24 protein-coding genes and 1 pseudogene are annotated in these 24610 nt (G+C 28.6%); 9 read left to right on the forward strand and 16 right to left on the reverse strand.

Annotation, left to right across the window (positions count from 1 at the left end; genetic code table 11):
* Positions 1-846 (forward strand): tetratricopeptide repeat protein (locus ACSHW5_RS07255; RefSeq protein ID WP_435675451.1); only part of this gene is annotated, 846 nt, incomplete at its 5' end.
* 83 nt (positions 847-929) lie between these two features.
* Here ACSHW5_RS07255 and metG read toward each other — a convergent pair.
* On the reverse strand, positions 930-3011 hold the full coding sequence (gene metG / locus ACSHW5_RS07260; RefSeq protein ID WP_435675452.1) for a methionine--tRNA ligase: 2082 nt from the start codon (positions 3009-3011) through the stop codon (positions 930-932).
* 519 nt (positions 3012-3530) lie between these two features.
* Here metG and ACSHW5_RS07265 point away from each other — a divergent pair.
* Positions 3531-4538 (forward strand): S66 peptidase family protein, encoded by a 1008-nt coding sequence (locus tag ACSHW5_RS07265; RefSeq protein WP_435675453.1) that lies wholly within the window; start codon positions 3531-3533, stop codon positions 4536-4538.
* Between the two features lie 127 nt (positions 4539-4665).
* Here ACSHW5_RS07265 and ACSHW5_RS07270 read toward each other — a convergent pair whose 3' ends face one another.
* The 4 genes from ACSHW5_RS07270 to hpf all read right to left on the reverse strand — a co-directional run bounded on the left by ACSHW5_RS07270 (position 4666) and on the right by hpf (position 8275).
* Complete coding sequence (locus ACSHW5_RS07270) at positions 4666-5115, reverse strand: hypothetical protein (RefSeq protein ID WP_435675454.1); 450 nt, start codon at positions 5113-5115, stop codon at positions 4666-4668.
* 275 nt (positions 5116-5390) lie between these two features.
* Positions 5391-6764 (reverse strand): MBL fold metallo-hydrolase RNA specificity domain-containing protein, encoded by a 1374-nt coding sequence (locus ACSHW5_RS07275; RefSeq protein WP_435675455.1) that lies wholly within the window; start codon positions 6762-6764, stop codon positions 5391-5393.
* A 3-nt stretch (positions 6765-6767) separates the two neighbouring features.
* Positions 6768-7619, reverse strand: a complete 852-nt coding sequence (locus ACSHW5_RS07280; RefSeq protein WP_435675456.1) for an ATP cone domain-containing protein — start codon at positions 7617-7619, stop codon at positions 6768-6770.
* A gap of 356 nt (positions 7620-7975) precedes the next feature.
* Positions 7976-8275: a ribosome hibernation-promoting factor, HPF/YfiA family gene (gene hpf, locus ACSHW5_RS07285; protein ID WP_435675457.1), complete on the reverse strand. Its 300-nt coding sequence runs from the start codon at positions 8273-8275 to the stop codon at positions 7976-7978.
* A gap of 435 nt (positions 8276-8710) precedes the next feature.
* Between hpf and ACSHW5_RS07290 the strand changes: the two genes are divergently transcribed.
* On the forward strand, positions 8711-10897 hold the full coding sequence (locus ACSHW5_RS07290; RefSeq protein WP_435675458.1) for a LamG-like jellyroll fold domain-containing protein: 2187 nt from the start codon (positions 8711-8713) through the stop codon (positions 10895-10897).
* Between the two features lie 241 nt (positions 10898-11138).
* On the opposite strand, the gene ACSHW5_RS07295 is transcribed toward ACSHW5_RS07290, so the two are convergent.
* The 3 genes from ACSHW5_RS07295 to ACSHW5_RS07305 all read right to left on the reverse strand — a co-directional run bounded on the left by ACSHW5_RS07295 (position 11139) and on the right by ACSHW5_RS07305 (position 14357).
* Positions 11139-11981, reverse strand: coding sequence for a universal stress protein (locus ACSHW5_RS07295; protein WP_435675459.1), 843 nt, complete (start codon positions 11979-11981; stop codon positions 11139-11141).
* 88 nt (positions 11982-12069) lie between these two features.
* Positions 12070-13119 carry a response regulator gene (locus tag ACSHW5_RS07300; protein ID WP_435675460.1) on the reverse strand — a complete coding sequence of 350 codons (1050 nt, stop codon included), beginning with the start codon at positions 13117-13119 and terminating at the stop codon, positions 12070-12072.
* Positions 13116-14357 (reverse strand): PAS domain-containing sensor histidine kinase, encoded by a 1242-nt coding sequence (locus tag ACSHW5_RS07305; RefSeq protein ID WP_435675530.1) that lies wholly within the window; start codon positions 14355-14357, stop codon positions 13116-13118. Before ACSHW5_RS07305 ends, ACSHW5_RS07300 begins: the two co-directional genes overlap by 4 nt.
* Before the next feature lie 138 nt (positions 14358-14495).
* On the opposite strand from ACSHW5_RS07305, the gene ACSHW5_RS07310 reads away from it, so the two are divergent.
* From ACSHW5_RS07310 to ACSHW5_RS07325, 4 genes are all read left to right on the forward strand, one after another.
* Positions 14496-14909 carry a hypothetical protein gene (locus ACSHW5_RS07310; RefSeq protein WP_435675461.1) on the forward strand — a complete coding sequence of 138 codons (414 nt, stop codon included), beginning with the start codon at positions 14496-14498 and terminating at the stop codon, positions 14907-14909.
* A gap of 191 nt (positions 14910-15100) precedes the next feature.
* A complete protein-coding gene (locus tag ACSHW5_RS07315) occupies positions 15101-15988 on the forward strand; it encodes a DnaJ C-terminal domain-containing protein (protein WP_435675462.1) in 888 nt (295 codons plus the stop codon).
* Positions 15989-15990: 2 nt separating this feature from the next.
* Positions 15991-16287 carry a chaperone modulator CbpM gene (locus tag ACSHW5_RS07320; RefSeq protein ID WP_435675463.1) on the forward strand — a complete coding sequence of 99 codons (297 nt, stop codon included), beginning with the start codon at positions 15991-15993 and terminating at the stop codon, positions 16285-16287.
* Between the two features lie 219 nt (positions 16288-16506).
* Complete coding sequence (locus ACSHW5_RS07325) at positions 16507-16866, forward strand: pyridoxamine 5'-phosphate oxidase family protein (protein ID WP_435675464.1); 360 nt, start codon at positions 16507-16509, stop codon at positions 16864-16866.
* Between the two features lie 16 nt (positions 16867-16882).
* Here ACSHW5_RS07325 and ACSHW5_RS07330 read toward each other — a convergent pair whose 3' ends face one another.
* The 8 genes and pseudogenes from ACSHW5_RS07330 to ACSHW5_RS07365 form a co-directional block, all read right to left on the reverse strand.
* Positions 16883-18337, reverse strand: a complete 1455-nt coding sequence (locus ACSHW5_RS07330) for a membrane dipeptidase (protein WP_435675465.1) — start codon at positions 18335-18337, stop codon at positions 16883-16885.
* A 242-nt stretch (positions 18338-18579) separates the two neighbouring features.
* Positions 18580-18759 (reverse strand): annotated as a pseudogene (locus ACSHW5_RS07335) (single-stranded DNA-binding protein); the annotation flags it as partial.
* Positions 18760-18965: 206 nt separating this feature from the next.
* Positions 18966-19703 (reverse strand): hypothetical protein, encoded by a 738-nt coding sequence (locus tag ACSHW5_RS07340; RefSeq protein ID WP_435675466.1) that lies wholly within the window; start codon positions 19701-19703, stop codon positions 18966-18968.
* Positions 19704-19746: 43 nt separating this feature from the next.
* Entirely contained in the window at positions 19747-20088 is a 342-nt protein-coding gene (locus tag ACSHW5_RS07345; protein WP_435675467.1) for a hypothetical protein, read from the reverse strand.
* A gap of 152 nt (positions 20089-20240) precedes the next feature.
* Positions 20241-20549 carry a TOTE conflict system archaeo-eukaryotic primase domain-containing protein gene (locus tag ACSHW5_RS07350; RefSeq protein ID WP_435675531.1) on the reverse strand — a complete coding sequence of 103 codons (309 nt, stop codon included), beginning with the start codon at positions 20547-20549 and terminating at the stop codon, positions 20241-20243.
* 344 nt (positions 20550-20893) lie between these two features.
* Complete coding sequence (locus tag ACSHW5_RS07355; RefSeq protein WP_435675468.1) at positions 20894-21937, reverse strand: nucleotidyl transferase AbiEii/AbiGii toxin family protein; 1044 nt, start codon at positions 21935-21937, stop codon at positions 20894-20896.
* Positions 21924-22703 (reverse strand): DUF6577 family protein, encoded by a 780-nt coding sequence (locus ACSHW5_RS07360; protein ID WP_435675532.1) that lies wholly within the window; start codon positions 22701-22703, stop codon positions 21924-21926. The genes ACSHW5_RS07355 and ACSHW5_RS07360 overlap by 14 nt, the downstream gene beginning before the upstream one ends.
* 97 nt (positions 22704-22800) lie before the next feature.
* A complete protein-coding gene (locus ACSHW5_RS07365) occupies positions 22801-23136 on the reverse strand; it encodes a single-stranded DNA-binding protein (protein WP_435675469.1) in 336 nt (111 codons plus the stop codon).
* A 182-nt stretch (positions 23137-23318) separates the two neighbouring features.
* Between ACSHW5_RS07365 and ACSHW5_RS07370 the strand changes: the two genes are divergently transcribed.
* Together ACSHW5_RS07370 and ACSHW5_RS07375 are read left to right on the forward strand one after the other, a co-directional pair.
* Complete coding sequence (locus ACSHW5_RS07370) at positions 23319-23672, forward strand: hypothetical protein (RefSeq protein WP_435675470.1); 354 nt, start codon at positions 23319-23321, stop codon at positions 23670-23672.
* 39 nt (positions 23673-23711) lie between these two features.
* Positions 23712-24413: a hypothetical protein gene (locus tag ACSHW5_RS07375; RefSeq protein WP_435675471.1), complete on the forward strand. Its 702-nt coding sequence runs from the start codon at positions 23712-23714 to the stop codon at positions 24411-24413.
* Positions 24414-24610 lie beyond the last annotated feature (197 nt).

Genomic DNA, 24610 nt, shown 5'->3' on the forward strand with positions numbered 1-24610 from the left:
GAAAAAGGAAATGTTGATGCTTTAAATAATTTAGCGATCTTATATCAAAATCAAGAGAAATATGAGCAAGCAGAAGAATATTATCTAAAAGCAATTGAAAAAGGAGATGTTGAGGCTTTATTTAATTTAGCGAATTTATATAAGAGTCAAGAGAAATATGAGCAAGCCGAAGATTATTATCTAAAAGGAATTGAAAAAGGAAATGTTGATGCTTTAAATAATTTAGCGATCTTATATCAAAATCAAGAGAAATATGAGCAAGCAGAAGAATATTATCTAAAGGTGATTGAAAAAGGAGATGTTATGGCTTTAAATAATTTAGCGATTTTATATAAAAATCAAGAGAAATATAAGCAAGCAGAAGAATATTACCTGAAGGCTATAGAAAATGGAAGTAATAAGGCATTATTCAATATAGCTATTTTACATTACCAGCAATATGATAAGAAAAAAGCATTAAAACGTATTAAAGAGTATATTCAAAAAAATGATACAAAAGAAAGTACAATGCTTCAATTAGAAATTATCATTGAAATTTCGAATGGAATTTTTAATAATGTAGAAAAAAGAGTAACACAAGTCTATCAAGATTTTGGAATGGAACATTCTGAATTTTTATTAAAAGGACTTTTAATTCACAAACAAAATCAATTGGTCTTTAAACTCTTTAACAACCCAAAATTTGGAGAAGAATTAAAAGAACGCTATTTGGTTTATTATTATGCTACACTAACTTTAATTGATAAAGAAAGTATAGAATTACTTTCTATTCCGCCAGAAATAAAAGAAGTGTTAAAAGAAGTTTTAGAAGAAATAAAAAAAGACCAGAAAGGTTTTGGGTATTAACCTCTAAAAAAAGCCACAAATTCCCAATTAAATAATTCGTGAATTTGTGGCTTTTTACTTTTAAGTATTTTTTAAACAATTGTCTAACTCACTTGTTGCCCATTTTTAACAGCTTTTTCTGGTGCTACAAACGCTAACTTTCCATCCGGAGTATCTGTCATTAAAATCATTCCTTGACTTTCTACACCGCGTATTTTTCTTGGCGCTAAATTTACCAATACAGACACTTGTTGCCCAATAATTTCTTCTGGAGAAAAACTTTCTGCAATACCAGAAACAATTGTTCTAACATCAATACCAACATCAACTTTTAGTTTTAAAAGTTTTTTTGTTTTTGCTACTTTTTCGGCTTCTAAAATAGTACCAATTCTAATATCTAGTTTGGTAAAATCATCAAATTCTATGGTTTCTTTTTGCGGTTCTACCACTTTATTTTCTTGCTCATTAGCAATTTTAGTTGCCTCTAATTTTTCTATCTGAGCATCAATTGTTTTATCTTCAATTTTAGAAAATAATAATTCTGCTTTGTTTATTTGATGAGCTGCTGGCAGCAAAACATCTTTTTCTGTTACGTCTGTCCATGTGTTCTCGATACAATTCTCCTGCGTCGAATCACTCGAACTGACATTCAATATATTTTTAAGTTTCTTAGAAGTAAATGGTAAAAACGGTTCAGAAACAACTGCTAAAGCTGCAGAAATTTGCAAAGCAACATACATAATTGTTTGCACGCGCTCTGCATCTACTTTTATTACTTTCCAAGGTTCTTCATCAGCTAAATACTTGTTACCAAGTCTTGCTAAATTCATTAATTCTTGGCTTGCTTCTCTAAATCTGTATCTTTCAATAGATTTACCAATAATATTCGGAAACTCTTTTACAGCAGCTAAAACATCTTCATCTACTTCTGTAAAATCATTGGGTTCAGGTACAATTCCTGCGTAATATTTGTTGGTTAAAACAACTACCCTATTGATAAAGTTACCAAAAATGGCAACCAATTCATTGTTATTTTTTGCCTGAAAATCTTTCCAAGTAAAATCATTGTCTTTACTTTCTGGCGCATTTGCAGTTAAGGTATAACGTAAAACATCTTGCTGATTTGGAAATTCTTCTAAATACTCGTGCAACCAAACTGCCCAGTTTTTTGAAGTTGATAGCTTATTTCCTTCTAAATTTAAAAATTCATTAGCAGGTACATTGTCTGGTAAAATATAATCGCCGTGTGCTTTTAACATTGCCGGAAAAATAATACAGTGAAAAACAATGTTGTCTTTCCCTATAAAATGTACCATTTTAGTATCGTCTTTTTTCCAATAATCTTCCCAATTTTTTCCTTCTCTAGCTGCCCATTCTTTGGTTGATGAAATGTAACCAATTGGTGCATCAAACCATACATACAACACTTTTCCTTCTGCATCTTTTAAAGGAACCGGAATTCCCCAGTCTAAATCTCTAGTTACGGCTCTTGGTCTTAAACCATCTTCTACCCAACTTTTTACTTGTCCGTAAACATTCGGTTTCCAATCTTTTTTATGGCCTTCTAAAATCCACTCACGTAAAAAAGCTTCGTGTTTATCCAAAGGTAAAAACCAGTGTTTGGTTTCTTTTACAGTGGGTACATTGCCGGTAATTGCAGATTTAGGATTTATTAAATCTGTTGCATTATGACTTGTTCCGCAGTTTTCACATTGATCACCATAACTTTCTTCAAAGCCACATTTAGGACAAGTTCCAACAACAAATCTATCCGCTAAAAACTGATTTGCTTCTTCATCATACAATTGTGCAGAAACTTCTTCTACAAACTCACCATCATTATAAAGTTTTGTAAAAAAATCTGAAGCTGTTTCATGATGAATTTTAGAGGAAGTTCTCGAATAATTATCAAATGAAATACCAAAATCTTCAAAAGATTTTTTAATGATTCCGTGATATTTATCGATAATTACTTGAGGAGAAACACCTTCTTTTTTGGCCTTCATTGGTATGGCAGCACCATGTTCATCTGAACCAGAAATATAGGCAACATCATTACCTGTTAAACGTAAATAACGTGCATAAATATCTGCAGGTACGTAAACGCCTGCTAAATGACCAATATGAATTGGTCCGTTTGTATAAGGTAAAGCTGCGGTAATTGTATATCTTTTAGGAGCACTCATGTGTTCTATGTATTAATTTTGGACTGATTTTTGAAGTGCAAAAGTACGAAAAAGAGTCTTTTAAAAATCATTGAAAATAAATACATTCAAAGTAAACGTTTTTTTAGATTTATAGCATTTATAAAAAGCTTGTTCATGGAAAAAAACATGGTATTTATGGCTGTATTATTATTGTTTTTACAGCAGTTTTTGTTCCGTCAGAAAGAGATTCAGTAAAAATGAAAAGCAAATTAATTTTATTTGTTGATGCAACTTTTAAATTACAACTGGTTCTTTAAAATGTTTTGCAATTGGTTTCTATAAATCCTTTTTATGTAAGAATTTCTTATAATGCGTATAAAACTAGCATAAGAAATATAGAAATAAAAGATTATTTTGTAGGTTTACCTTAAAAATAAGATTGAGTGAATTTAAATCTAAAAAAGAAAGACATCACCAATTAATTGGGGTAATTCCTGATAAAAAACCAACAAGTTTCAGAAGCTCTTTTGAACTTGATTCACATAAAAAATATTAATAATGAAAAAAAAAATAGGAGTTATTTTAATATTGATGAGTTTTTCAATAGTACAAGCACAAGAGAAAAATGAAAAATTAAGTACACCACCTTATTTAAAAGTTGGTGATAGTATTGTAATTCTTGCTCCTGCAGGAATTTTAAAAAACCGAGTAGAAACCATTCAAAAAGCGAAAGAATTAGCAGAAAGCTGGGGTTTAAAAGTAATGTTAGGAAAGCATATTTTTAATCAAAACAGTCATTTTGCGGGTAATGATAATGAGAGAACAGAAGATTTTCAAAAAGCATTAAACAACCCAAATATAAAAGCAATTTGGTCTGGACGTGGCGGCTATGGCTCTGTAAGGGTTTTAGATAAATTAGATTATACAACGTTTTTAAAACACCCTAAATGGATTATTGGCTATTCAGACATTACTGCGTTTCATAGTCATATTCATACTTTAGGAATAGAAACCATGCACGCCATGATGGGTACAAGTGTAGATGATAAACCAGAACAAATTGTAGAAACAATTTCAAGCTTTAAAAAAGCTATTTTTGGCAAAAATAATACTTACACAATTCCTGCTTCTACATACAATAGAAAAACGTCTACAAAACTAACTGAAGTAATAGAAGGACAGGTTGTTGGCGGAAATCTTGCTCTATTAGCTTCTATGTTAGGTTCTAAAAGTCAAATAAATACAGATGGAAAAATTTTGTTTATTGAAGAAATTGGTGAATACAAATATGCCATAGACAGAATGTTACAAAGCTTAAAAAGAGCTGGAAATTTCAATAAAGTAAAAGCTGTAATTGTTGGAGACATGACCAAAGTGAAGAAAAACACAACATCTTGGGGCAGCTCTATTGAACAATTAATTTTAGACGCTATTCCAGAAAATATTCCTGTTTTATTTAATTTTCCTGCTGGGCACGAAGCTGATAATAGAGCTATTATCTTTGGACGTGATGCTCAAATAAAGATAGGAAAGGTAAATTCATTTCGTCAGAAAAGCAATTCTTAAAAAATGCGTAAATCTGCACAATCACAGGATAAAATTATTGTTTTTAAATCCTGTTGATTGCGCAGAATACTATTAATTTTCCATAAATTAATATTGGTATTAATCTTTTTAAGAGTCTATAAGATTATTACTCAATTGCTAGGATTCTTTTTTGTTTTTCTATTTTTTTAATTTTTTTAAAAATATCATATAAATGTATCTTTAATAATCTGTGTTCTTTTAAATGATTTTTAAACATAACAACAAGTGTTTTATGTTCTTTTTTATACGCCAATTCTACTGTTGGTTTTTTAATTTCATCTACTAAAACTTCAAGATCTTTTTCGTGTTTTTTAACCAATTTAATTAATTGGTCATTTGTTTTTTTTGTACTACTTAAAATTTCAATAATATCTTTGCTTTTCGCATAAGATTGAAAGTCTATTAATTGAAGTGTATTCCATTTTATTAAATCTTCGAAAAAAAGATATTCATCATTTAAAAACTCTAATTCTAATAACCATTCTTTAGAGTCGTTATGCAAATCTTCTACACTTAACCCATTTACAAAATTGGTATTTACATATGTTGTTTTCATAATAATAATTTTAAATTTGGTAAAAAATATCTTATCAAGTTACAGGGAATAAAAGTGTATTAAAATGATAAATATCAGCTTATTACAATAACTTAATCTTTTAACACACTTTTTAAATATTCAAATAAATGAATTTTAAAATGGGTGCATTTCAAAAAAAATTAATGTATTTCTTCTTCTATCCTAGTTTTAGATTGCAACAAATTATAGTGTAGTTCTTCGATAGATTTTTTATCATTAAAACTATTCACGGTTTCCATTGTATTGCGTACTAATTAAATTATAATTTCTTCTTCACTGTCTAATGTTGGAATCACTACGTTCCAATGATACTGGTCTTTTATTTTTACTCTAAAAGCGTCTAAAGCCGTAGGTTCTCCATGAATTAAAAACACTTTTTCCGGAACGTTTTTAATATTTTTCATCCAGTTTAATAAATCTTGCTGATCTGCGTGTGCAGACAAACTTTCTATGGTTTTTATAGTGGCTTTAACAGGATAATATTTTCCGTAAAACCGAATTTCATGAGCACCTTCTAACAATTGTCTACCACGTGTGCCTTCTGCCTGATATCCTACTAATAAAACGGTTGTAGAAGGTTCATCTATTATTTGTTGCAAATACGTTAACACTCTACCGCCGGTTACCATACCACTTCCTGCAATAATTATTTTAGACCTTTTATCATCTATGGTTTCCCAAGTTTCTTTATATGATTGTATAATATTTATATGATTACACATGGCGCTATATTCTTCCATTGGTAATTTATGCCACTTAGGAAAACGTTTAAAAACATCTAAAACTCTATTTCCCATTGGGCTATCTACAAATATTGGAATATTTGGAATTTTATTTTCTTTATATAATTTCCATAAAATGTACATCAATGTTTGCAAACGTTCTACAGCAAAACTAGGAATGACTAGATTTCCTTTCTTTTGAATTGTATCTACAATAATAGCGGCTAATTTTTCTTCTATATCTTCTACCGGATGTAATTTATTTCCATAGGTACTTTCAATAAATAAAAAATCTGCCCATTCTGGTGTTTTTGGTTCTTCTAAAAGATAATCGTTGCTTCTACCAATATCACCAGAAAACACAAAACGTTTTCCTTTGATATCTAATTCTATAAAAGTTGCACCAATAATATGACCGTTATATTGAAATCTGTATTTCATATTTTCTGATAAATCAATCCATTTATTTACAATTCCTACTTCAAATTTACGAATGGTATTTTCGGCATCTTCAAGTGTGTAAAATGGCAATGCAGGCACATGTGAAGAATACTTTTCTTTATTTGCTTTTTGTGCTTCTTCTTCATGAATTTTAGCACTATCATTTAAAATAATCTCGGCAATTGCTAATGTTGGTGCCGTGCCTATTATTTTTCCAGAAAAACCTTGTTTTACTATTCTTGGTAAATAACCAACATGATCTAAATGACCGTGTGTTAAGAGTATTACATCAATCTTATTGGCATTTACAGATAAATCTTTCCAATTTAATTCTCTCAATTCTTTTAAACCTTGAAACATACCACAATCTATTAATATGGTTTTTTCTGAAGTTTCAATAAGAAATTTTGAGCCAGTTACCGTTTTAGCAGCTCCTAAAAATTTAACGTTCACAAAATAGTTCATCTTTTAGTGATTTTTACTGTTAAACAATTGCTTCATTTCATTTAAAATTCTTTTTTTTCTGTTGATAGAAATACCTAAATGATCTAAATAAAAAGAATCGTTTACTAAATCTTTGCACAAAACAACAGTTCTATTTAATAAAAATTGTTTTTCTCTTTTGGTAAGTAATGTGGATACTGTTATGGGATACAATCCTAAATAATCTATTTTATCTTTTAAGCCATTTTCTTTGGGATAATTCCAACTTAATAAATGCAAACCACAACAATTGCCGTATTTTATGGCGTCTTCTGTAAACCTGGTGTTTGTTACAACCCAACCTTCGGTTAATGTAGATTCAATTTTAGTGTTTTTATTCCAATGTTCTTTGACATCTAAATACCGCGAGTTAATGTATAATGGTACTTTTACATTGCAGTTTAATCCTTGTTCTCCATGAAATTTACATTCTACAATAGTAGTTTCATTGTTTTTTGTTGCTAAAACGTCAATTTCATGTTTTACACATTTTCCGTTCAAAATTTTACCCACTTGTACGCTATAGCCAGAATGTTGTAAAATAGCAGCAACAAACCTTTCAAACGGAAAGCCTGTTGGTCCTAATTCATAAATTGCTTTTTTTAATTTATATTTTGAAGCAAAATGACTTTCATTTTTTTTAAGCAATGCAAACGCTCTGTTATAAATTTCTTTTGTTGAAATTCCTTGGTATAATTCATCTCTAACTTTATCTATAATCTGATGTATAACAGCTTCTTCTGCACCCGTTTTTTTTAAGGAAGCATATAGTTTAGGAATAGAAAATTTTACCTTTTCTCCAGAATATTTTATGATATGTATGTCTTTTTCATTCATCTTGAAAACCAATAAATAATAGAATTAAATTAGTAAGATGTGAAGTAGTCTTTACCCCAAAATTTTGCTAGATTGTCTGTTTATACTATTGATTTTTTTGAACAGCGTTATCGTTTTTATAAAAGTATCTTATAACTCTTCAAGTCTAAAAATTAGAATTTTATCCTTCTTTTTAATTCCAAAGCTATTCCTTAAAAACAAGTTTTTTATAACAGGCCAGCAAAATTCTTGCATTTTTCATGGCACAACTTATTAAGCTAACTTTTTTAAAGTTAGTTTAATACACACAATAAAACTATGATAAATATCAGCCAAAAAAAAAGCGCTTTCTAAGAAAGCGCTTTAAAACTTATTACTTAATAAGGTTTTGTAGTTTCTTTTCGCTTTTTTAATTGAACAATTAAATCAGATATGGTTTTTTTAACAGCAAGTTCGTAATTTTTTTCATTAGAAGAAGCAAAAATTCTTGGTCCAGGAACACTTAATTCCATTTCACAAATCTTTCCTTTATCTTTAGAATTATTTTCTATTTTAAAAAACACGTTAACATTGATAATTTTTTCGAATTTTTGAGCCAAACTAGCAAGCTTTTTTTCAGTGTAAGCTTCCATCGTTTCACTTGTAGACATGTTTACAAATTGAATATTAATTTTCATCTTTATATTGTTTTAAGTTATTTTATATCCACATTCTTGCCTAGCATAAGCAAGGTTACAAGAATAATAATTTCTGCACAAACCTCAAGAAACTATCTAGAGGAAATATTTTTAATTTAATTACTTTAATAATATAGTGCATATTTAATAAATATAATCCTATTTATCAAAGAATATAATACTTGTACAAATTTTAGCCTGTTTTTTGTTGGTTTCGGATAAATGAATAACAACAATCCAATAAACAAGAAAAACCAACCAATTAGGGTGATGATAAGTTTCTAATTCTAATGACAAATAAGGTGAATTCTTAATTATTGTTCAAAATATATAAAAAAGCGCTTTAAAAGTTCAAACCTTGGTTTCAGAAATTTGTATTCAAATTATAGTAAATAAGAAAGCATATTTGTTTCATAAACAATAAATAAAAAAATTATGAAAACAAATGTACTTAAATTATTACTTCTTGTGAGTTGTTTCTCATTTGCGCAATTACCAATAGACCAAATTGCAGAATATCGATTTACAAATGGCGATTTAACTAACCTAGCAAATCCTGGTGTTGGAGATTTAACAGGTGGTGCAGTCCCATCAAATTTATTAAAAGTAGACAGATTTGGTGCGATAAATGCAGCGATTAGATCGAATGCAATTTCTAGAAATGGATATAATTTTACTGGCACAAACAATGAAATTAGTATCAGTTTTTGGGTACAAGGTTCTGCTCCTACTTCTGGTAACCAACGTATTTTTGATGTATTTGATACTTCTGGAGATGGTTTTTCTATGAGAACCGGACCCAGTAACACGTTAATTGCAAGATTTAAAAATAATGGAGTTGATAACCAAAGCTCTCAAGCTGGTTTAACTATTTATAATGGAGATTGGCACCAGGTTGTTTTTACAATTAAACAAAATTCTAATGGTTATGATAACAGTGTCTATATTGATGGTGTTTTACATTCAATCTTATCAAATGATGTAGATTCTAATAATAATAGTAATTTTATAACTTCTAACGCTACTTTTAGAATTTCGCCATTATCTGGTTCTCAAGGCTATTTTAGTAATATTGATGATATTGAGATTTTTGATAGAGCTATTACAGCGGCAGAAGTGCAAGAGATTTACAATAATGTGCCCACTCCTGATTTGATTTACGTGGATGCAACTGCAACTGGAAATAACGATGGAACTAGTTGGACAGATGCTTTTGTAAGTTTACATGATGCTTTAAATACTGCTAATTTATCAGACCAAGTTTGGGTAGCTAAAGGAACTTATAAACCTCATCCTACCGATAGAAATATTAGTTTTATGGTAAACACAGTACTATATGGTGGTTTTACAGGAACAGAAACTACTTTGTCTGATAGAGATATGAGTTTAATTCACACAACAAACGAAACTATTTTAAGTGGTGATTTATTAGGTGATGATAACCCAACAATATCTTTTAATAACACTACACGAGATGATAATAGTTTCCACGTTGTAGAGGTTTTAACTGAAAATGTTTACCTAAATGATCTTACTGTTCAAGATGGAAATGCCGATGCTACAAGTGGTGATAATCGTTTTGGAGGAGGTGTTTTTAAAGCAACCGTCTTATCTAACTTTACTATAAAAAACTGTATTATAAAGAACAATACTGCATTAAGTGGAGCAGGTTTAGCATTAACAACTACAGCTGCTAATTCTAACATGATAATTGATGCTTGTATTATTGAAAACAATTTAGCAAATTCAGCAGCAGGAATTGATTACCACCGTTCTGGTTCTGTAGCTACTATGAATATTACAATAACAAACACATTATTTAAATCTAACAAAACTGAGGATGATGCTTCTAAAAACAGAAAGGGTTCTGGTGCTGCAGCCATACGTTTAAGAGCTTATTTTACTGATGTAAAACTTAATGCCCAAGTGGTTAACAATACATTTGTGAATAATACAAATAATGGAACTTCAACATCAAATACAGATTATCCAGTTGTAGATATATCAAGAAATGATGGAACTTGGGGAAATATAGTAGTTGCTAATAATATCTTTTGGGATAACACACAAAATGGAGCTGTACTTGCAAAAGCAATAGGTAGGTCTGGAGACGCAACAAGATTTGGATCCACAAGTGCAGATAGAATTGTAAAAAATAATACAGACGAAGATAACCTTTCTTTAATCACAGGCACTACAGCAACAAGCTCTACTAACCCTAATTTAAACATGAGTTTTAATTTAACTACGGGTTCCCCAGCAATTGATTCTGGAGATAACAGTCTAATTCCAGCAGGAATAACTACAGATTTATTAGGAAGTGAACGTATTTTAAATACAACGGTAGATAGAGGTGCTTATGAGTTTGATAGTACTTTAAGTGCAGATAATGTTTTAGTAGAAAATAAATTTTCTATTTATCCAAATCCAGTTGCATCAATCTTAAATATCAGCATAAATTCTGAAGTAAAAAAAGTAATTATTTACAATTTACAAGGACAAAAAATTCTAGAAAGTAAATCAGATAAGATAGATGTGAGTCATTTTTTTAAAGGAATTTATTTGTTGCAAGTCATCAGTAAAAACAACAAAACCTCAACCAAAAAATTTATAAAGAATTAGAAAAAGGAAATTTACTAAAAAGGCTGTTCATATAAATTTATGTTGAACAGCCTTTTTTAATTCTAAGAGAAGTCTATTTTTAAAATTCCAAAATAACATTTCTTAAATCATTATGTAAGTCTTTTTACTACCACTATTTTTGTAATATATTTCCTAATCTATTGATGATAAACAATTCAATAAACTACATCCACAAAACTTTGCAATAAAAAAAAAAAATGAAGTATACTTAACTTATGTTTTATTCATGAAGCACTAAAAAAGGAATGTCTGTATGATAACTTATTTCTTCTATTTTATTATGAAATAAGATTTGTTCAAAGTAATTAAGATTTTTTGCAACCATTGCAATCATATCTATATCTCTACTATTTACAAAGCACTGTACCGCATCTTCTACTTTTTTATTTGTTAAAAAATGAAAACTGTGTTTATAATTATAAAAGTAATCTTCTAATAACTCTTTACTTTTTTGTTGATCTTCATTTAAAGCGGATATTTTTTTACTAATATTTAAAATCCTTAATGCAGCGTTTTTTTTTTCTAAAATTTCTATCACGGGCTGTAATAAATGTAAATCATTAGATAGTGAAAAATCTGTTGGTAAAGCAATCTCTTCTATTTTCTTAAATTTTGCATTTTCGGGTACCACTAACGTTGTACACTTTACTTTTGTAATAACATCACCGGTATTGCTGCCGGTTATAAATGTACCAAAACCATTAGCGCCTTTTGTACCCATCACAATTACATCTACTTTTTTTTCTTTTATGTTTTGTCTTATAGACTCAATAAAAAAGTTAGTCTCTGTTAAGGTATAAATTTTATGCTTTTTATTTTTAAATAAGCTTAATGCTATTTTTTGTTGAAGCTCTTTTAATTGCTTTTTTGAGCTTTTTATATTAGTATCTACAAGTATTTCTTGGCTATTAAAGTTGCCATAATTATCTATTACATCGTTATTTATTTTATTAACGTGTAACAAATAAAAATTGCACGCTAAATCTTTATAAAAACTTAAAGCATATTCAATTGCATTCCAAGAATTGTCTGAAAAATCTGTAGGTAATAAAATATTTTTCATAATAATTCATCTTAGTGTAAGACAAATTTATCGTTACAGTGTTTTTAAAAAAATGATATTGGTCATAAAGACTTTAATAACACCTATTTTAGCAGATTTCCTTTAACTTCTCTAAATTTAAAATTCTAATAGTTCTGCCTTCAATTTCTATTAAACCCTGTTTTTTAAAGTTAGACATTGTTCTAATTAAGGATTCTGTTGCAATACCGGCAACACTTGCTAAATCGTTTCTAGAAATTTTTATTTGGTCTTTTGGTTTTTTATTTAATTTTTCTGCGAATAGTAAAATGGTCATTGCTGTTTTTTTACTTACAGAACTGTAGGCCATTTGTAAAAGTTGGTCTTTTACAACCGATAAATCTTCGGTTAGCAATTCTATTAACTCTAAAGTTACTTTATGGTTTTTATTTAAAACACTTGTTAACGCTTTTTTAGAAAGACCTACTAATTCCGTTTTTTTAATTGCCGTTGCAGATTCTTGATAGGCTAAATTCTGAGAAAAAGATGTATATCCAAACAAATCATCTTCTTTATATAAGGCGGTTGTAAGTTGTTTTCCTTGTTCATCTAATTTCTGACATTTTATAAGACCTCTATTTATTAAATAAATATAATTAGAGTTATTACCTTCTTCATAAATTACTGAATCTTTAGCAAAAACAAAGGTTTCGCCGTTGTCTTCAAAATAATTTTTTAAATCATTAAGATTTCTTATTTCTTCTTTAGGTGTTACTTTTTCTACTTTTTGTTCTCTAATATCTTTTAAGATTGCTGCTTTTGCCAACCTACTTTCTATAGCACTTATAAGCTCATCTTCACTAAAAGGCTTAGTTAAATAGTCGTCTGCACCTAAATCCATTCCTTTTCTAACATCTTTTCTTTCTGTTTTTGCAGATAAAAATATAAAAGGTATGTGCAGTGTATTTTCGTTTTTTCTTAAAGCATCTAACACGCCATAACCATCTAGTTCTGGCATCATTATATCACAAACAATAATATCTGGTAGTATTTCTTTTGCCATTACTACACCTATTTTACCATTAGAAGCGTTTACAACTTGGTAATTTGATAATTCTAAAAGCTCTGATGTGTTTTCTCTTAAAACTTCATCATCTTCTATTAATAGTATTTTTCTCATTTTGCTTTGTTAATAATCTTCATTGTAAAAGTAGAACCAACACCCTCTTTACTCTTAAAAGAAATGGTTCCTCCTAAATTTTTTAAATGACTTTTAATAATGTTCAAACCAATTCCTGTTCCTTCGGTTAATAATGCATTTTCTGCTCTAAAATAACGATTAAATATATTTTTCTGATCTGCTTTCGGAATTCCAATACCGTTATCTTTAACTTTAATAAAAGTGTGCGTTTTATCTTGCTGAATATGAATGTTAATATCTGTGTTTTCTGGCGAATATTTTATAGCATTGTTTAGTAAATTAGACAATGCCAACTCTACAGTTTTTTCATCTTGCGTTAAAGAAATATCATCTATATTTTCTGGATAATTAATTTTTTGTCCACCTTTTAAAAGCATATTTGCATTATAAATTACCTCATCTACAACCTTACTTAATTTAAAAGTATGAAATTTGTAATTTATTTTACCAGTTTCTAATTTTTCTACGGATAAAAAATCATTTAAAATGTTGTTTAAATAATGAACTTTATTGGTAATTATTTCTAAATGCTTGTCTCTTTTTTCTTGTTGTTCTGCTAATTTATATTTGCCTAACAACATGGTTGATGTTAAAATACCACTTAAAGGCGTTTTAAACTCATGAGAAACTAAAGATAAAAATTTTGTCTTTAATTCATTTAGTTCCTTTTCTTTTTTTAAGGCATCCTTAATTTTATTTTCAGCCTGTATCCTTTTATGATTTTCCGAATCTAACTCAAGATTTACAACCTTTAGTTCATTTACAGTTGTGCTTAATTCTTTTGTTCTTTCCTGAACCTTTTTTTCTAACCCTTCATTTAATTTATTTATTTCTTCTTCTTGTTGTTTTCTAACAGAAATATCTACAACTAAAGCCATTACAAAAGTTTCTCCATAAATTTTAAATGGGTTTAAACCCGCTTCTAACGGAAACACATCTCCGTTTTTTCTAGCGCCATACAACTCACGTCCATTCCCCATCTGTCTTTTTTCCTTGTTCTTCATAAACCCCTTAAAATGAGCCCCATGACCAGCATGATAAGTACTAGGTATTAAAACATTCAGCGGCTTATTTACAAGTTCTTCAGGATTATACCCAAACATTTTATCTATAGAAGAATTTACAGAAACAATATTTTGTTGTTCATTAACAACTACAACTCCTTCAGAAACAGCTTCAAAAAGTACATTAAAAATATCTTTCTCTTTACTTAGCATTTTAGCCATAAATAATCAAATTAAACAAGGAATAAAAATACTACATTTTTGTTTGAATTACCACCTAATACTGACTAATATCATAATATAATTGTAGATAATACTATAATTTTATACAAATTCATAAACTTATATATTATGAAACCTTCACAAAACACTATTATTTCTTTTTATGAAAATCTTGGTAAATTATTTTACGCAATTGCTGCTGCAGACAATGTTGTAGAAGAAGTAGAATTTAATGTTTTAAAAGAAATTGTAAAAAATAAATGGACTCAAGTAGATTCTGTTGATGATGATTTTCACTCAGATGCTGCATACCAAATAGAAACAGTTTTTGATTGGTTAAATAATGAAGGCTTTTCTGATTCTGAAACTTGCTACAACCAGTTTATTGAGTTTAAAGAAGAACACCTTTCTTTATTTACACCAACTATTAAAAGCCTAATAATAAAAACAGCAACTAAAATAGCTGCTTCTGTAGCAGATATCAATAAATCTGAATTAATGTTGGTTGCAAGACTAGATATTGACTTAAAAAAAACAACATAGTCTGTACAAAAAACACAAGGTTGTACCTCTTTTTGGTTTTATTTATTTTTTTTAAAAAACAGCTAAAATAATTACAATGCTAAAATGGTTAAATAATTAGTTATCAGTTTAAAGAACTAACAATTCTCATTCTATTTTTACTTTTATTGTAGTACCTTTAGTATTGCTCTATAATCATAAAAATCAAGCAAATGGCCTTTGTAGATTATTACAAAATATTAGGAATTACTAAAAGTGCTTCTGAAGCTGATATTAAAAAAGCCTACAGAAAAATGGCTAGAAAATATCATCCAGATGTAAATCCGAATGATAAAACTGCGGAAAAAAACTTTAAAGATATTAATGAAGCTAATGAAGTTTTAAGCAACCCAAAAAATCGTAAGAAATACGATAAATACGGAGAACATTGGCAAAACGGAGAGGCTTACGAACAAGAAAAACAAAGACAAAAAGCGCATCAAAAAAGGTCTCAAAGCAGTCAAGGTGGGTATACTCAAGAAGATTTTTCTGATATTTTTGGAGACATGTTTGGCGGCGGTACTTCTTCTGGCGGAAGAACAAATGCCAAATTTAGAGGACAAGATTATAACTCTGAAATTCAATTACAATTAAAAGATGTTTACAAAACTCAGAAACAAGTAATTACGGTTAACGGCAAAAACATTAGAATTACAATTCCTGCTGGGGTAGAAAACGGACAAATTATTAAAATAAAAGGACACGGAGGTACAGGTGTAAACGGTGGCCCTAATGGCGATTTATACATTCAGTTTTCTATTGTAAATAACACAAAATTTAAACGAGACAAAGACAACCTCTACATAGATGTTGATTTAGACTTATATACTGCACTATTAGGCGGACAATTAATGGTAGATACTTTTGATGGAAAAGTAAAACTAACCATTAAGCCAGAAACAGAAAACGGAGCCCAAGTAAAACTAAAAGGAAAAGGATTTCCTAAATATAGAAAAGATAGTGAGTTTGGAGATTTATACATCACCTTTCAACTTAAAATACCTACTAAATTAAACGAAAAAGAAATAGCATTAATTAAAGAATTACAAAAACTACGCTAAATATGGAAACTCAAAATTTAATATCAATTCAGCAATTTTGTGAACATTATAGCATTCCTACAACTTTTATGAACCAATTAAAAGAGTATGAATTAATTGAGGTTATTGTAGAAAATGATGATCATTATATTAAAATTACTCAAATAACAGAAGTAGAAAAAATGATTCGTTTACATTATGATTTAAACATAAATTTAGAAGGGGTTGATGTAATTTACAACTTATTAAACCAAGTAGAATCTTTAAAAAAAGAAATAAACAACTTGCAAAACAAGCTTAACTTTTACGAAAATGAATAAAAGCACATGCTAAACTGATTTATATCATATTTTATCTACCTCATTATAAATACCTTAGTTGCTCTTTTTTACTTAAAACTACTATCATGATAACTAATTTAAACGATATTGAATGTAGAAATCTATTAGCAAATAACTACGTAGGTCAATTAGGATATATTTAATAACTACGTAGGTCAATTAGGATATATTTATATTGATAGACCTTTTGTTGTGCCAATGACTTATTTTTTTGACAATGAAAATTCTATTATTGGATATTCTGAAGTTGGTCATAAAATAAAATCTATGAGAAATTATAGAAAAGTTTCTCTTTTAGTTTCAGAAAAAGAAAATGGTGAAATCTGCAATTCGGTTCTAGTTCACGGCGTTTATGACGAGTTATCTGGTTCTGAGGCAAAGAAAAATTTACACCTGTTCTCAGCAGGAATTAAAGCCCTTATTTTAAAAAAAGAACATAGAAATACGCATTGTATCAGAGATTTTTCTCACTTAAAAAAAGGTCAAAGTTTTCCTATAGTGTTTAGAATAATTGTTGATGAAATGACGGGTAAAAAAATTATAAATGAGAATTCTTAGGTTTTATAATACACAGTTAAAAATGCGTCTCTAAAAATAATTTTGCATTTTCAAATAAAAATTTTTCAATAATAGTTTCTGCATCTAATTGATTGTGCTGTTTTAATTTTTGACCTCTTTCACTAATTAAAAAATCTTGGGCATGTGGTACTAAATAATCTGCCAAAAGATCTAATTCTTTAACAGTCCACAAACCATTTAAAGGATCAATAATACCATCAAAATCTGTTCCTAATGCTTGAATATTCCAGGCATTTCTATTTAAAACATCCAAATAAATTGCAATATGCTCAATTTGTCTCCAAATAAAATACGTATTTTTTCTTATCAAAGGACGACCAAATTTATTCATATTCTTTTTTGCATCTCTAAAAATTTCACCTTTGGTTTTACTATCAAAAATGCGTCTTTCATCTAGTTGAATTCCAAAAATACCTTTAGAACTTTCTATTCTTTGAATTTCATCAAAATAAAAATTAATGGTGGCTGGGTTAAATCCTGGTTTCCAAACGTTATTGTGGGTAATATAATGCAGTTTACCATTTAACGCTCCGTGGCTTACAATTATTGGTATATTTTCATCAGGGTAATTTTTTTCTAAAAGTGCGTAATAATCATATCTAGATTTTGGATTCATGTGTTTTAAATCGATTAAAATCCTTTTTCCGTTGTCGTTTTTTAACAATTCTAAAATCACTTTTTCGCCTAATTCCGTAATTCCTTGGTTATCATCCGGATTTTGACAGATTAACGCGCTCACTATGCCAGAAAAACTTTCTGCAAATCCAAACAGTTCATTATCAAAATGATGAGAAATACCTATGAAAAAAGGTCTAAAATCCCAATCTTTTACTTTTTTTAGGTTTTTTAAAACTTCTTCCTCATCAGCATTTGGTTTGCCTGCAAGTTTAAGTCCACAATTAAATACATGTGCTCCTTCAATTGTTAAAATTACATAAAGTATATTTTCTGCCGTGTAATCTATTTCGGCAACAGACTTTACAAGTTGGTATTTTTTTGTTACGCCATTTATAGTTACCTCTGTATTGTGTAGTTGCTTATAAAAATGATATTCGCTTTCTAAATCTTCAAAATAATCTTTCATTTTTTGCAAATGACGAATACGTCTCATGCTTACACCTGATGCTAAATTTCTTAACAATCTGCCAGCAAGTTGCACATTATTACTATTTTCATGAACAACCATTCCTTTTTCCATAGGATACAATGAAACCAGAATTACCTTTGTTTCTCCGTTTAAAACACTAGAAAAATCTGACTGTCGCCATTTTGTTAACCGTAAAAAAACATTTAAAATTTTTCTAAAAAGTTTTGGTCTTTGTATACACCAAATACTATTTTCATCAGAAGTATTACTGCTGTTTATTCTTGTGGTATTTATCCGTTTAAAACTTTTTCCAAAAGGTTTTAAGGATGGATGGCAATGCAAATCTATGTACGACTTTTTCATAATAGTAGAATTTTTATTTGTTTAGATAGCACTTATTACATAAAAAAGCTTGTATTAAGAAAATACGTTTGGTTTTATATTCTTAATTATTTTTGAAAAACAGCACTACATTCTATGCATAAGTATCTCAAATATAATAAATTATCAAAACACTTAAGCAGCAAAAATTAAGTTCTATAAAAAAAAGAAGGACTAACTTGTGGTTAATCCTTCTTTGGTTGCTACTATTTTTGACAATTTTTCTATTGTTTATTTCCCAACATCAGCAATTCATGTACTAAAATTTCTGTTACATATCGTTTTTCGCCTTCTTTGGTTTCATAAGACCTATTGGTTAATTTTCCTTCAACGGCAATTTCATGCCCTTTTTTTACATAGTTTTCTACTAAATTTACCAAGCCACCTTTCATAATTAGGTTGTGCAAACCTCTAAAACGAGGTAAATTACCTTTTAAAAAAATACTTAGGTAAATAAAGAAAATATATACATTTCCGTAATCAAATTATAAAGTAGTTCAATGAATTACAAAGAAAAACTTTGCGATTTAATCATTTGTAATCGTTTGTATTTGTTTTTTTTATAATAAGTTACTTAAAAAATAAAACATGTCTATCTACAACTATTAATTTAAAATAACCTTTCTTCCAAAGCATTTTTCCATTTATAAAACCCCTTTTGGTCTTCGCTATAATCGTGAAGAACTTTACTGAAATTTTCGTTTTTAGTTTCCAAAAAAGATTGACGACCATTATTTCGAATCCAATTCAATTTTTGATTAATATGCTCTAACTCCTCCTTTAATTGAAGATTTTCTTTAGAAAGATGCCAAATATATGTAGCTTCTTTAGTATCTAATGTCTCTAAAACGATGTGATATTTTTGTTGTCCTTCAAGCAAGAAAACAAATGAAAATGGATATAAAACAAACCTCATTTTTAATATTTTATAGTTATGTTGTTTTGCCAAGTATAGAAGTTGTTTGTGATGAACATACTTACTATTATTTAAAAGAGTCTCTATTAAATTTTCTTCAAAATTAAAGAAAGCACCAATCTTCTTAGAGGTTTCTTCTAATTCTTCTTCTTTTTTATATTTCCCACTTTTCATAAAGTGATCCTCAACGAAATTAAACTTTACACTATCTATTGTCTCTTTATTGATAGCGTCAATATCTTTTGAGATAGCTAATTGAGAAGCTATTATAGTACCTTCAAAACCAACTTGAATATGAACAGTAATAAATTTAGAATTCAATATTTTTGAAAAATAAGGTTTCAAGACCTCAAACTCTGGTTGTATTTCTTCATTTTCGATTTCAAATTGAAGTGATGTTTGGGGTGATACCTTGTATGAAAAGCAAATCATTCCATAATGAAAATCTACATCATTAATTGGTACTTTTATAATCTTATCGATATCCCGACGATTTTTTTGAGTTAAGTTCAGTAGTTTCGTTTAAATCATCGAATAGCGTTGCTTGTCTATCTAAATTTCGATAATATGTATTTCGTTTTAAAAATAGCTTGTTGAGATATGAGATTTGTTTATCTCGATAATCATAAATGATGGGAGTCAATTCTGAGCGTTGGACGCGTCCAATATATTGAATTAGTTTTCCTTTAAAAGCAAAAGGATACACTAAAAAAAGACCTGAAATATCCTTAATATCAATAACTTCTCCGAAAAACTGTATTAACTTACCTATAAAACCTTTTGGTATCTCCAACGTATTTTCAGTTTCATCAATCATTTTAAAGAAACGATTGGTTTGCCAAGTACTTCCTGATTTCTTTTTTACAAAAAAATCGGAATTATAAAAATTAAGATGCTCTTTTAAAAAATCAATAACTGGAGTTGTTAATCCGTTACGATTTATAACAATACTATTGTTTAGTTTTATAACTAATTTTCTGTATTAAAAACTTTACTACTAGAATCTTCGCTTGCTATTTTTTTCTGAAATTCTTCTCCAAGTGATTTTAAAATTTCATCTAAATGGTTCGTTGAAACTCTTTTAATCTCTTTTAAAAATTTCCATTGATTTTTAAACGGAATAAATATTTCGTTATTAATAAAACACGAATTGCCTTTTTGTAATGCATTTCCTTGAAAGGGAAGAGCTATAAGATTTCCCAAGCCTTTCCCTGATAAAAAATCTTGATTAGGAAACAATCTATCAAAACTATTATTCTTATCAAAAACTGAAAAAATAACCGTAGGTTAATATAAATTCTTTGCAATATTCCACAAATAGCAATTCACAATCTATAGTGAATTGCACGCTAATATCTTTTTTTCTGATACGCTCTAAAAGTTTAAAAGCCTCTTCTTCTTTTGTGTTAGTTTCAAGTATATTAGGCATAGATATTCGTTAAATTGTTTTTTGTAACGTTTAAATAAATGGTCAATATTTTGTTTCATAACTTTCTTTTCGAAAGGAACAAAAACATTAATAAAGTCTTTTGCTTCAGGCACTTTATTATAAACGTTGTAAAGATTTGTTTTTAAATCTGCAACATTTTTATCTTTCAATATTATTTTAAGTTGTTCAAAATTCAAACTTCTTGAAGCGTTTTGTACCAATAATGAAATGCTTCTAAATTATGTTTCTTTAATCTATTAAGAAATGAATAATTATGGTCTTTTATTATCCACGATTTCATATCAACAGATTTATCAAATCTTTCAATTTTAGTGTTATTTCGCTCAATCTGTTTTGCTATATAAGATGCTTTTGCTACAGCAATTTGTGCTTGAGGTTCTCGAAATTTTTCACCATAAATAAAACCAGTTAAATTACTAACTCCAGACTGCATTATCTTAAACGTATTTTTATCAATCTTTCCATTTGTGCAGAAATTATAAGAACTATTAATAATGTCATCTATTATCACTTGAAAATTATCAGGATCTAACCCTTTATAAATAAGCTCTCCATGTGCTACTTTTATAAAGTTTTCTCGAATACCATTAAGTGATGGTATTCTATCAAAAATACTTGCGACATCATAAATTTGTTTTAAAACTTCCTTTGGTTTGTTTAATGGAACTCCAGTAGTATTGGGTCCATAAGCGGTTAATTTATCTCCAAGAATGGCTTCGAGTGTTGGAGTTATAACTGTTATTGGCTCTCCTTTTTCTGATAAAAGAAAATGAGAAACTGCTGTTTCTTGTGTTTCTACATAGGGATTATCTTCAAAAACAATATCTAGCAAAATATTATTTATATCTCCATCTTGTTTTGTTTGGGGAGTGTAAAATAATTTGAAGTGTCGTTTTTCTATACCTGATATTGGCTTTCTTATTTTTTCTTCCCATTTTATAAAGTCGGTAGATGACACTACTGTTTCTAGTAAAGCTTCAATATCTTGCTCTTTATTTTCAATGATAATATCTATATCAATTGAAAACCTTCTCGCCTCTTGTATCATTAGCATTAATGATGTACCTCCTTTGAAAATGAAATTAAGGTTTACAGATTGTAAGGCTTCTAACAAAACTAATGCTCTAATTACTTTTTCTATAATTATTGGGTCAGCATGGAATCTATTTCTATTTGAATTAATCCAATCAGTATGTAGGCTTTCAGGTAAAATCATTCATTATCTTTTTATAGATTCTTGCTTTGATATATGGCTTCTTTCTTCTTCTATCAGCATAGCGAAGTAAAGTATCTTTTTTAATCGTATTGTATTGAAACGCATTCTCAATAATACTATCAAGATCACGACCTTGATACGCTGCATAAAGTTCGGCATCTATAATAAGGTCTACCAATATTTTTTCTATACTCGGAATCTTAACTTGTTGTATATCTTGAAGAGGTGCATCTGTTATTAAGTTCTTTAAGATAACTATGCTTTCATTTCTGTTTGCATATTTATCTAAAATATCTTTTGATGGGTTTAAGAAAACATTGTCTCGAATATCTGAAAGAAAATAAAAAACGTTTTCTTCAGAACCTTTTTCTACTTCTATAATCGTTTCATAGTTATTAGGTATATGTAGCATCCACTGTGCAATCCATTTAGTAGACCAAATTGAAATGTCTAAAAATGGAAACTCTTGTGTTAGTTTCAAAAATAAACTTTGAGTTTCTTCAGACACTAGTGGTTTAAACTCTTTTTGTTTTCCAAGCTTATATTTTCCTCTTCCTATTCTTTGTATAATTCCGTTATCAACCAATTTGTAAATACGCCAATTAATAGTTGTCTTTTTAACCTTGCTATTGTACTTCTTATAAAAGGAAAATATATCGCTTACAGATATAGATTCAATATCCTTAAACTTACTTTTAAAAGTGTCTATATATAGTTTTGTTGTGCTAATTGTATTCTTATTTATTGCAAATATACAAAAAACTATATTTCGTCAGCAAACAAGTTTTAGTGACGAAGTATAGTTTTAAGCTAAAAAAAAAGAGCGTCTATCGATGCTCTTTTTTGATCAAGTAATTTATCTGCTACTTATTTCCCAACATTAGCAATTCATGCACAAAAATTTCTGTTACATATCTTTTTTCACCTTCTTTGGTTTCATAAGACCTATTGGTTAATTTTCCTTCCACGGCAATTTCATGTCCTTTTTTTACATAGTTTTCTACTACATTTACCAAGCCACCTTTTATAACAATGTTGTGCCAATAGGCACGCTCAATTTTGTTGCCCGCTTTGTCTTTATAACTATCGTCTGTGGCTAAAGAAAATTTTGCCATTTTATTTCCATCCTGGAAAGTTACTATTTCTGGTTCTTGACCCAATCTACCAATTAACTGTACTTTGTTTCTTAACGTATTCATAAGATAAGTTTTTAAACACCTCGTCTATGCTCAGTGCAAGTTTATAATTTGTTTTTATCAATTTGTTATTGACTCTGCAAAGTTGCGATACAACCCTAATTTTATTCGGTTACAAAACAATTACTTTCGGTTGTAATTGTTTGTAGTCGTTTGTAAACGGATATTTTTACTATATTTACAGCATGGAAACTAGAAAATGTTTAGAGTGTGATGAAGTTGTAAAAGGTAGAATTGATAAAAAATTCTGTTCTGATTATTGTAGAAATGCATACAACAATCGTGTAAATAAAGACAGTAAAAACCTTATTAGAAACATCAATAATCGTCTTAGAAAAAACTATAAAATTTTATCAGAATTAAATACTTCTGGTAAAACAAAAGTAACCAGAACCAAGTTGTATGATAAAGGTTTCGACTTTCAGTTTTTTACGTCTATTTATACAACCAAAACAGGAAATACCTATTTTTATATCTATGACGAAGGATATTTGCCTCTAGAAAATGAAGTGTTTTTATTAATTAAAAAAGAATCTTAATTTGAAAAAAAACATAGTACATAACCAAAACTTTTATGAATGCTTATAATTTCTACTAGTACTTCTTTTATAATACCTATTGTGTTTATTGCTGTTGTAGCTTTAATAATATTTCTTGTCTTTTTTTTTAATACAAAACAAAAAATTATTAGAACACTTTCTAAATTACCCATGAAACAAATTGGTAGTTTAAAAACAAATGAATTTAACAAAGTTTCCGGAAAAGCACTGCATATTAAAGAACCCTTAATTGCTCCTTTTAGCAAAAGAAAATGTATTTTTTTTGTACTAAAAATTGAACAAAAAAAGAGTTCTGGAAAAAATAGGTATTGGAAAACGTTGGTTCATGATGAAAAAATTCAAGACTTTTTTTTAGAAAAAAATGGCGATTATGTGATGCTAAGACCTACTCAAAAACCTAAAAATTATATGAATTATTTAGTGGTTGATAAAAAAGATTCCTCTGGGACTTTTAACGATCCAAATTCTAAAGTTTTAGCGCTCTTGAAACGGTATAATATTAAAAGCGAAGGCTTTTTTGGTTTTAATAAAACCTTGCGCTATTCAGAAGGAGTTATAGAAATTGGCGAAGAAATAACCGTTGCCGGAATTGCAAAATGGAGAAGTTTAAAAGTACCTATAGAGGGATATTCTTATTCTAAAATAGCCGAACTAGTGAGCTCTGATAAACAAAAACTAATTATTACAGATCTACCAAATATTACATCTAAAAAAAGATAAACAAACTTAATACGTTTTAAAATACTTTCCCATTTATCATAAATGAAACTCTACCAACTTTAAAAATCAAAAAAGGCTAACATTCTTACGAAATTAATTTTAAAAACTTCCTTTTTTGTGTTGTTCTGCGCGTTAAGGATTGAGCAATTGTTTGAGCTCTTTTTTATGCCTTACAAGTTTCAGTAGCTTTTTTAAGG

The sequence above is a fragment of the Polaribacter sp. genome (assembly GCF_051251875.1).
Taxonomy (GTDB): Bacteria; Bacteroidota; Bacteroidia; order Flavobacteriales; family Flavobacteriaceae; genus Polaribacter.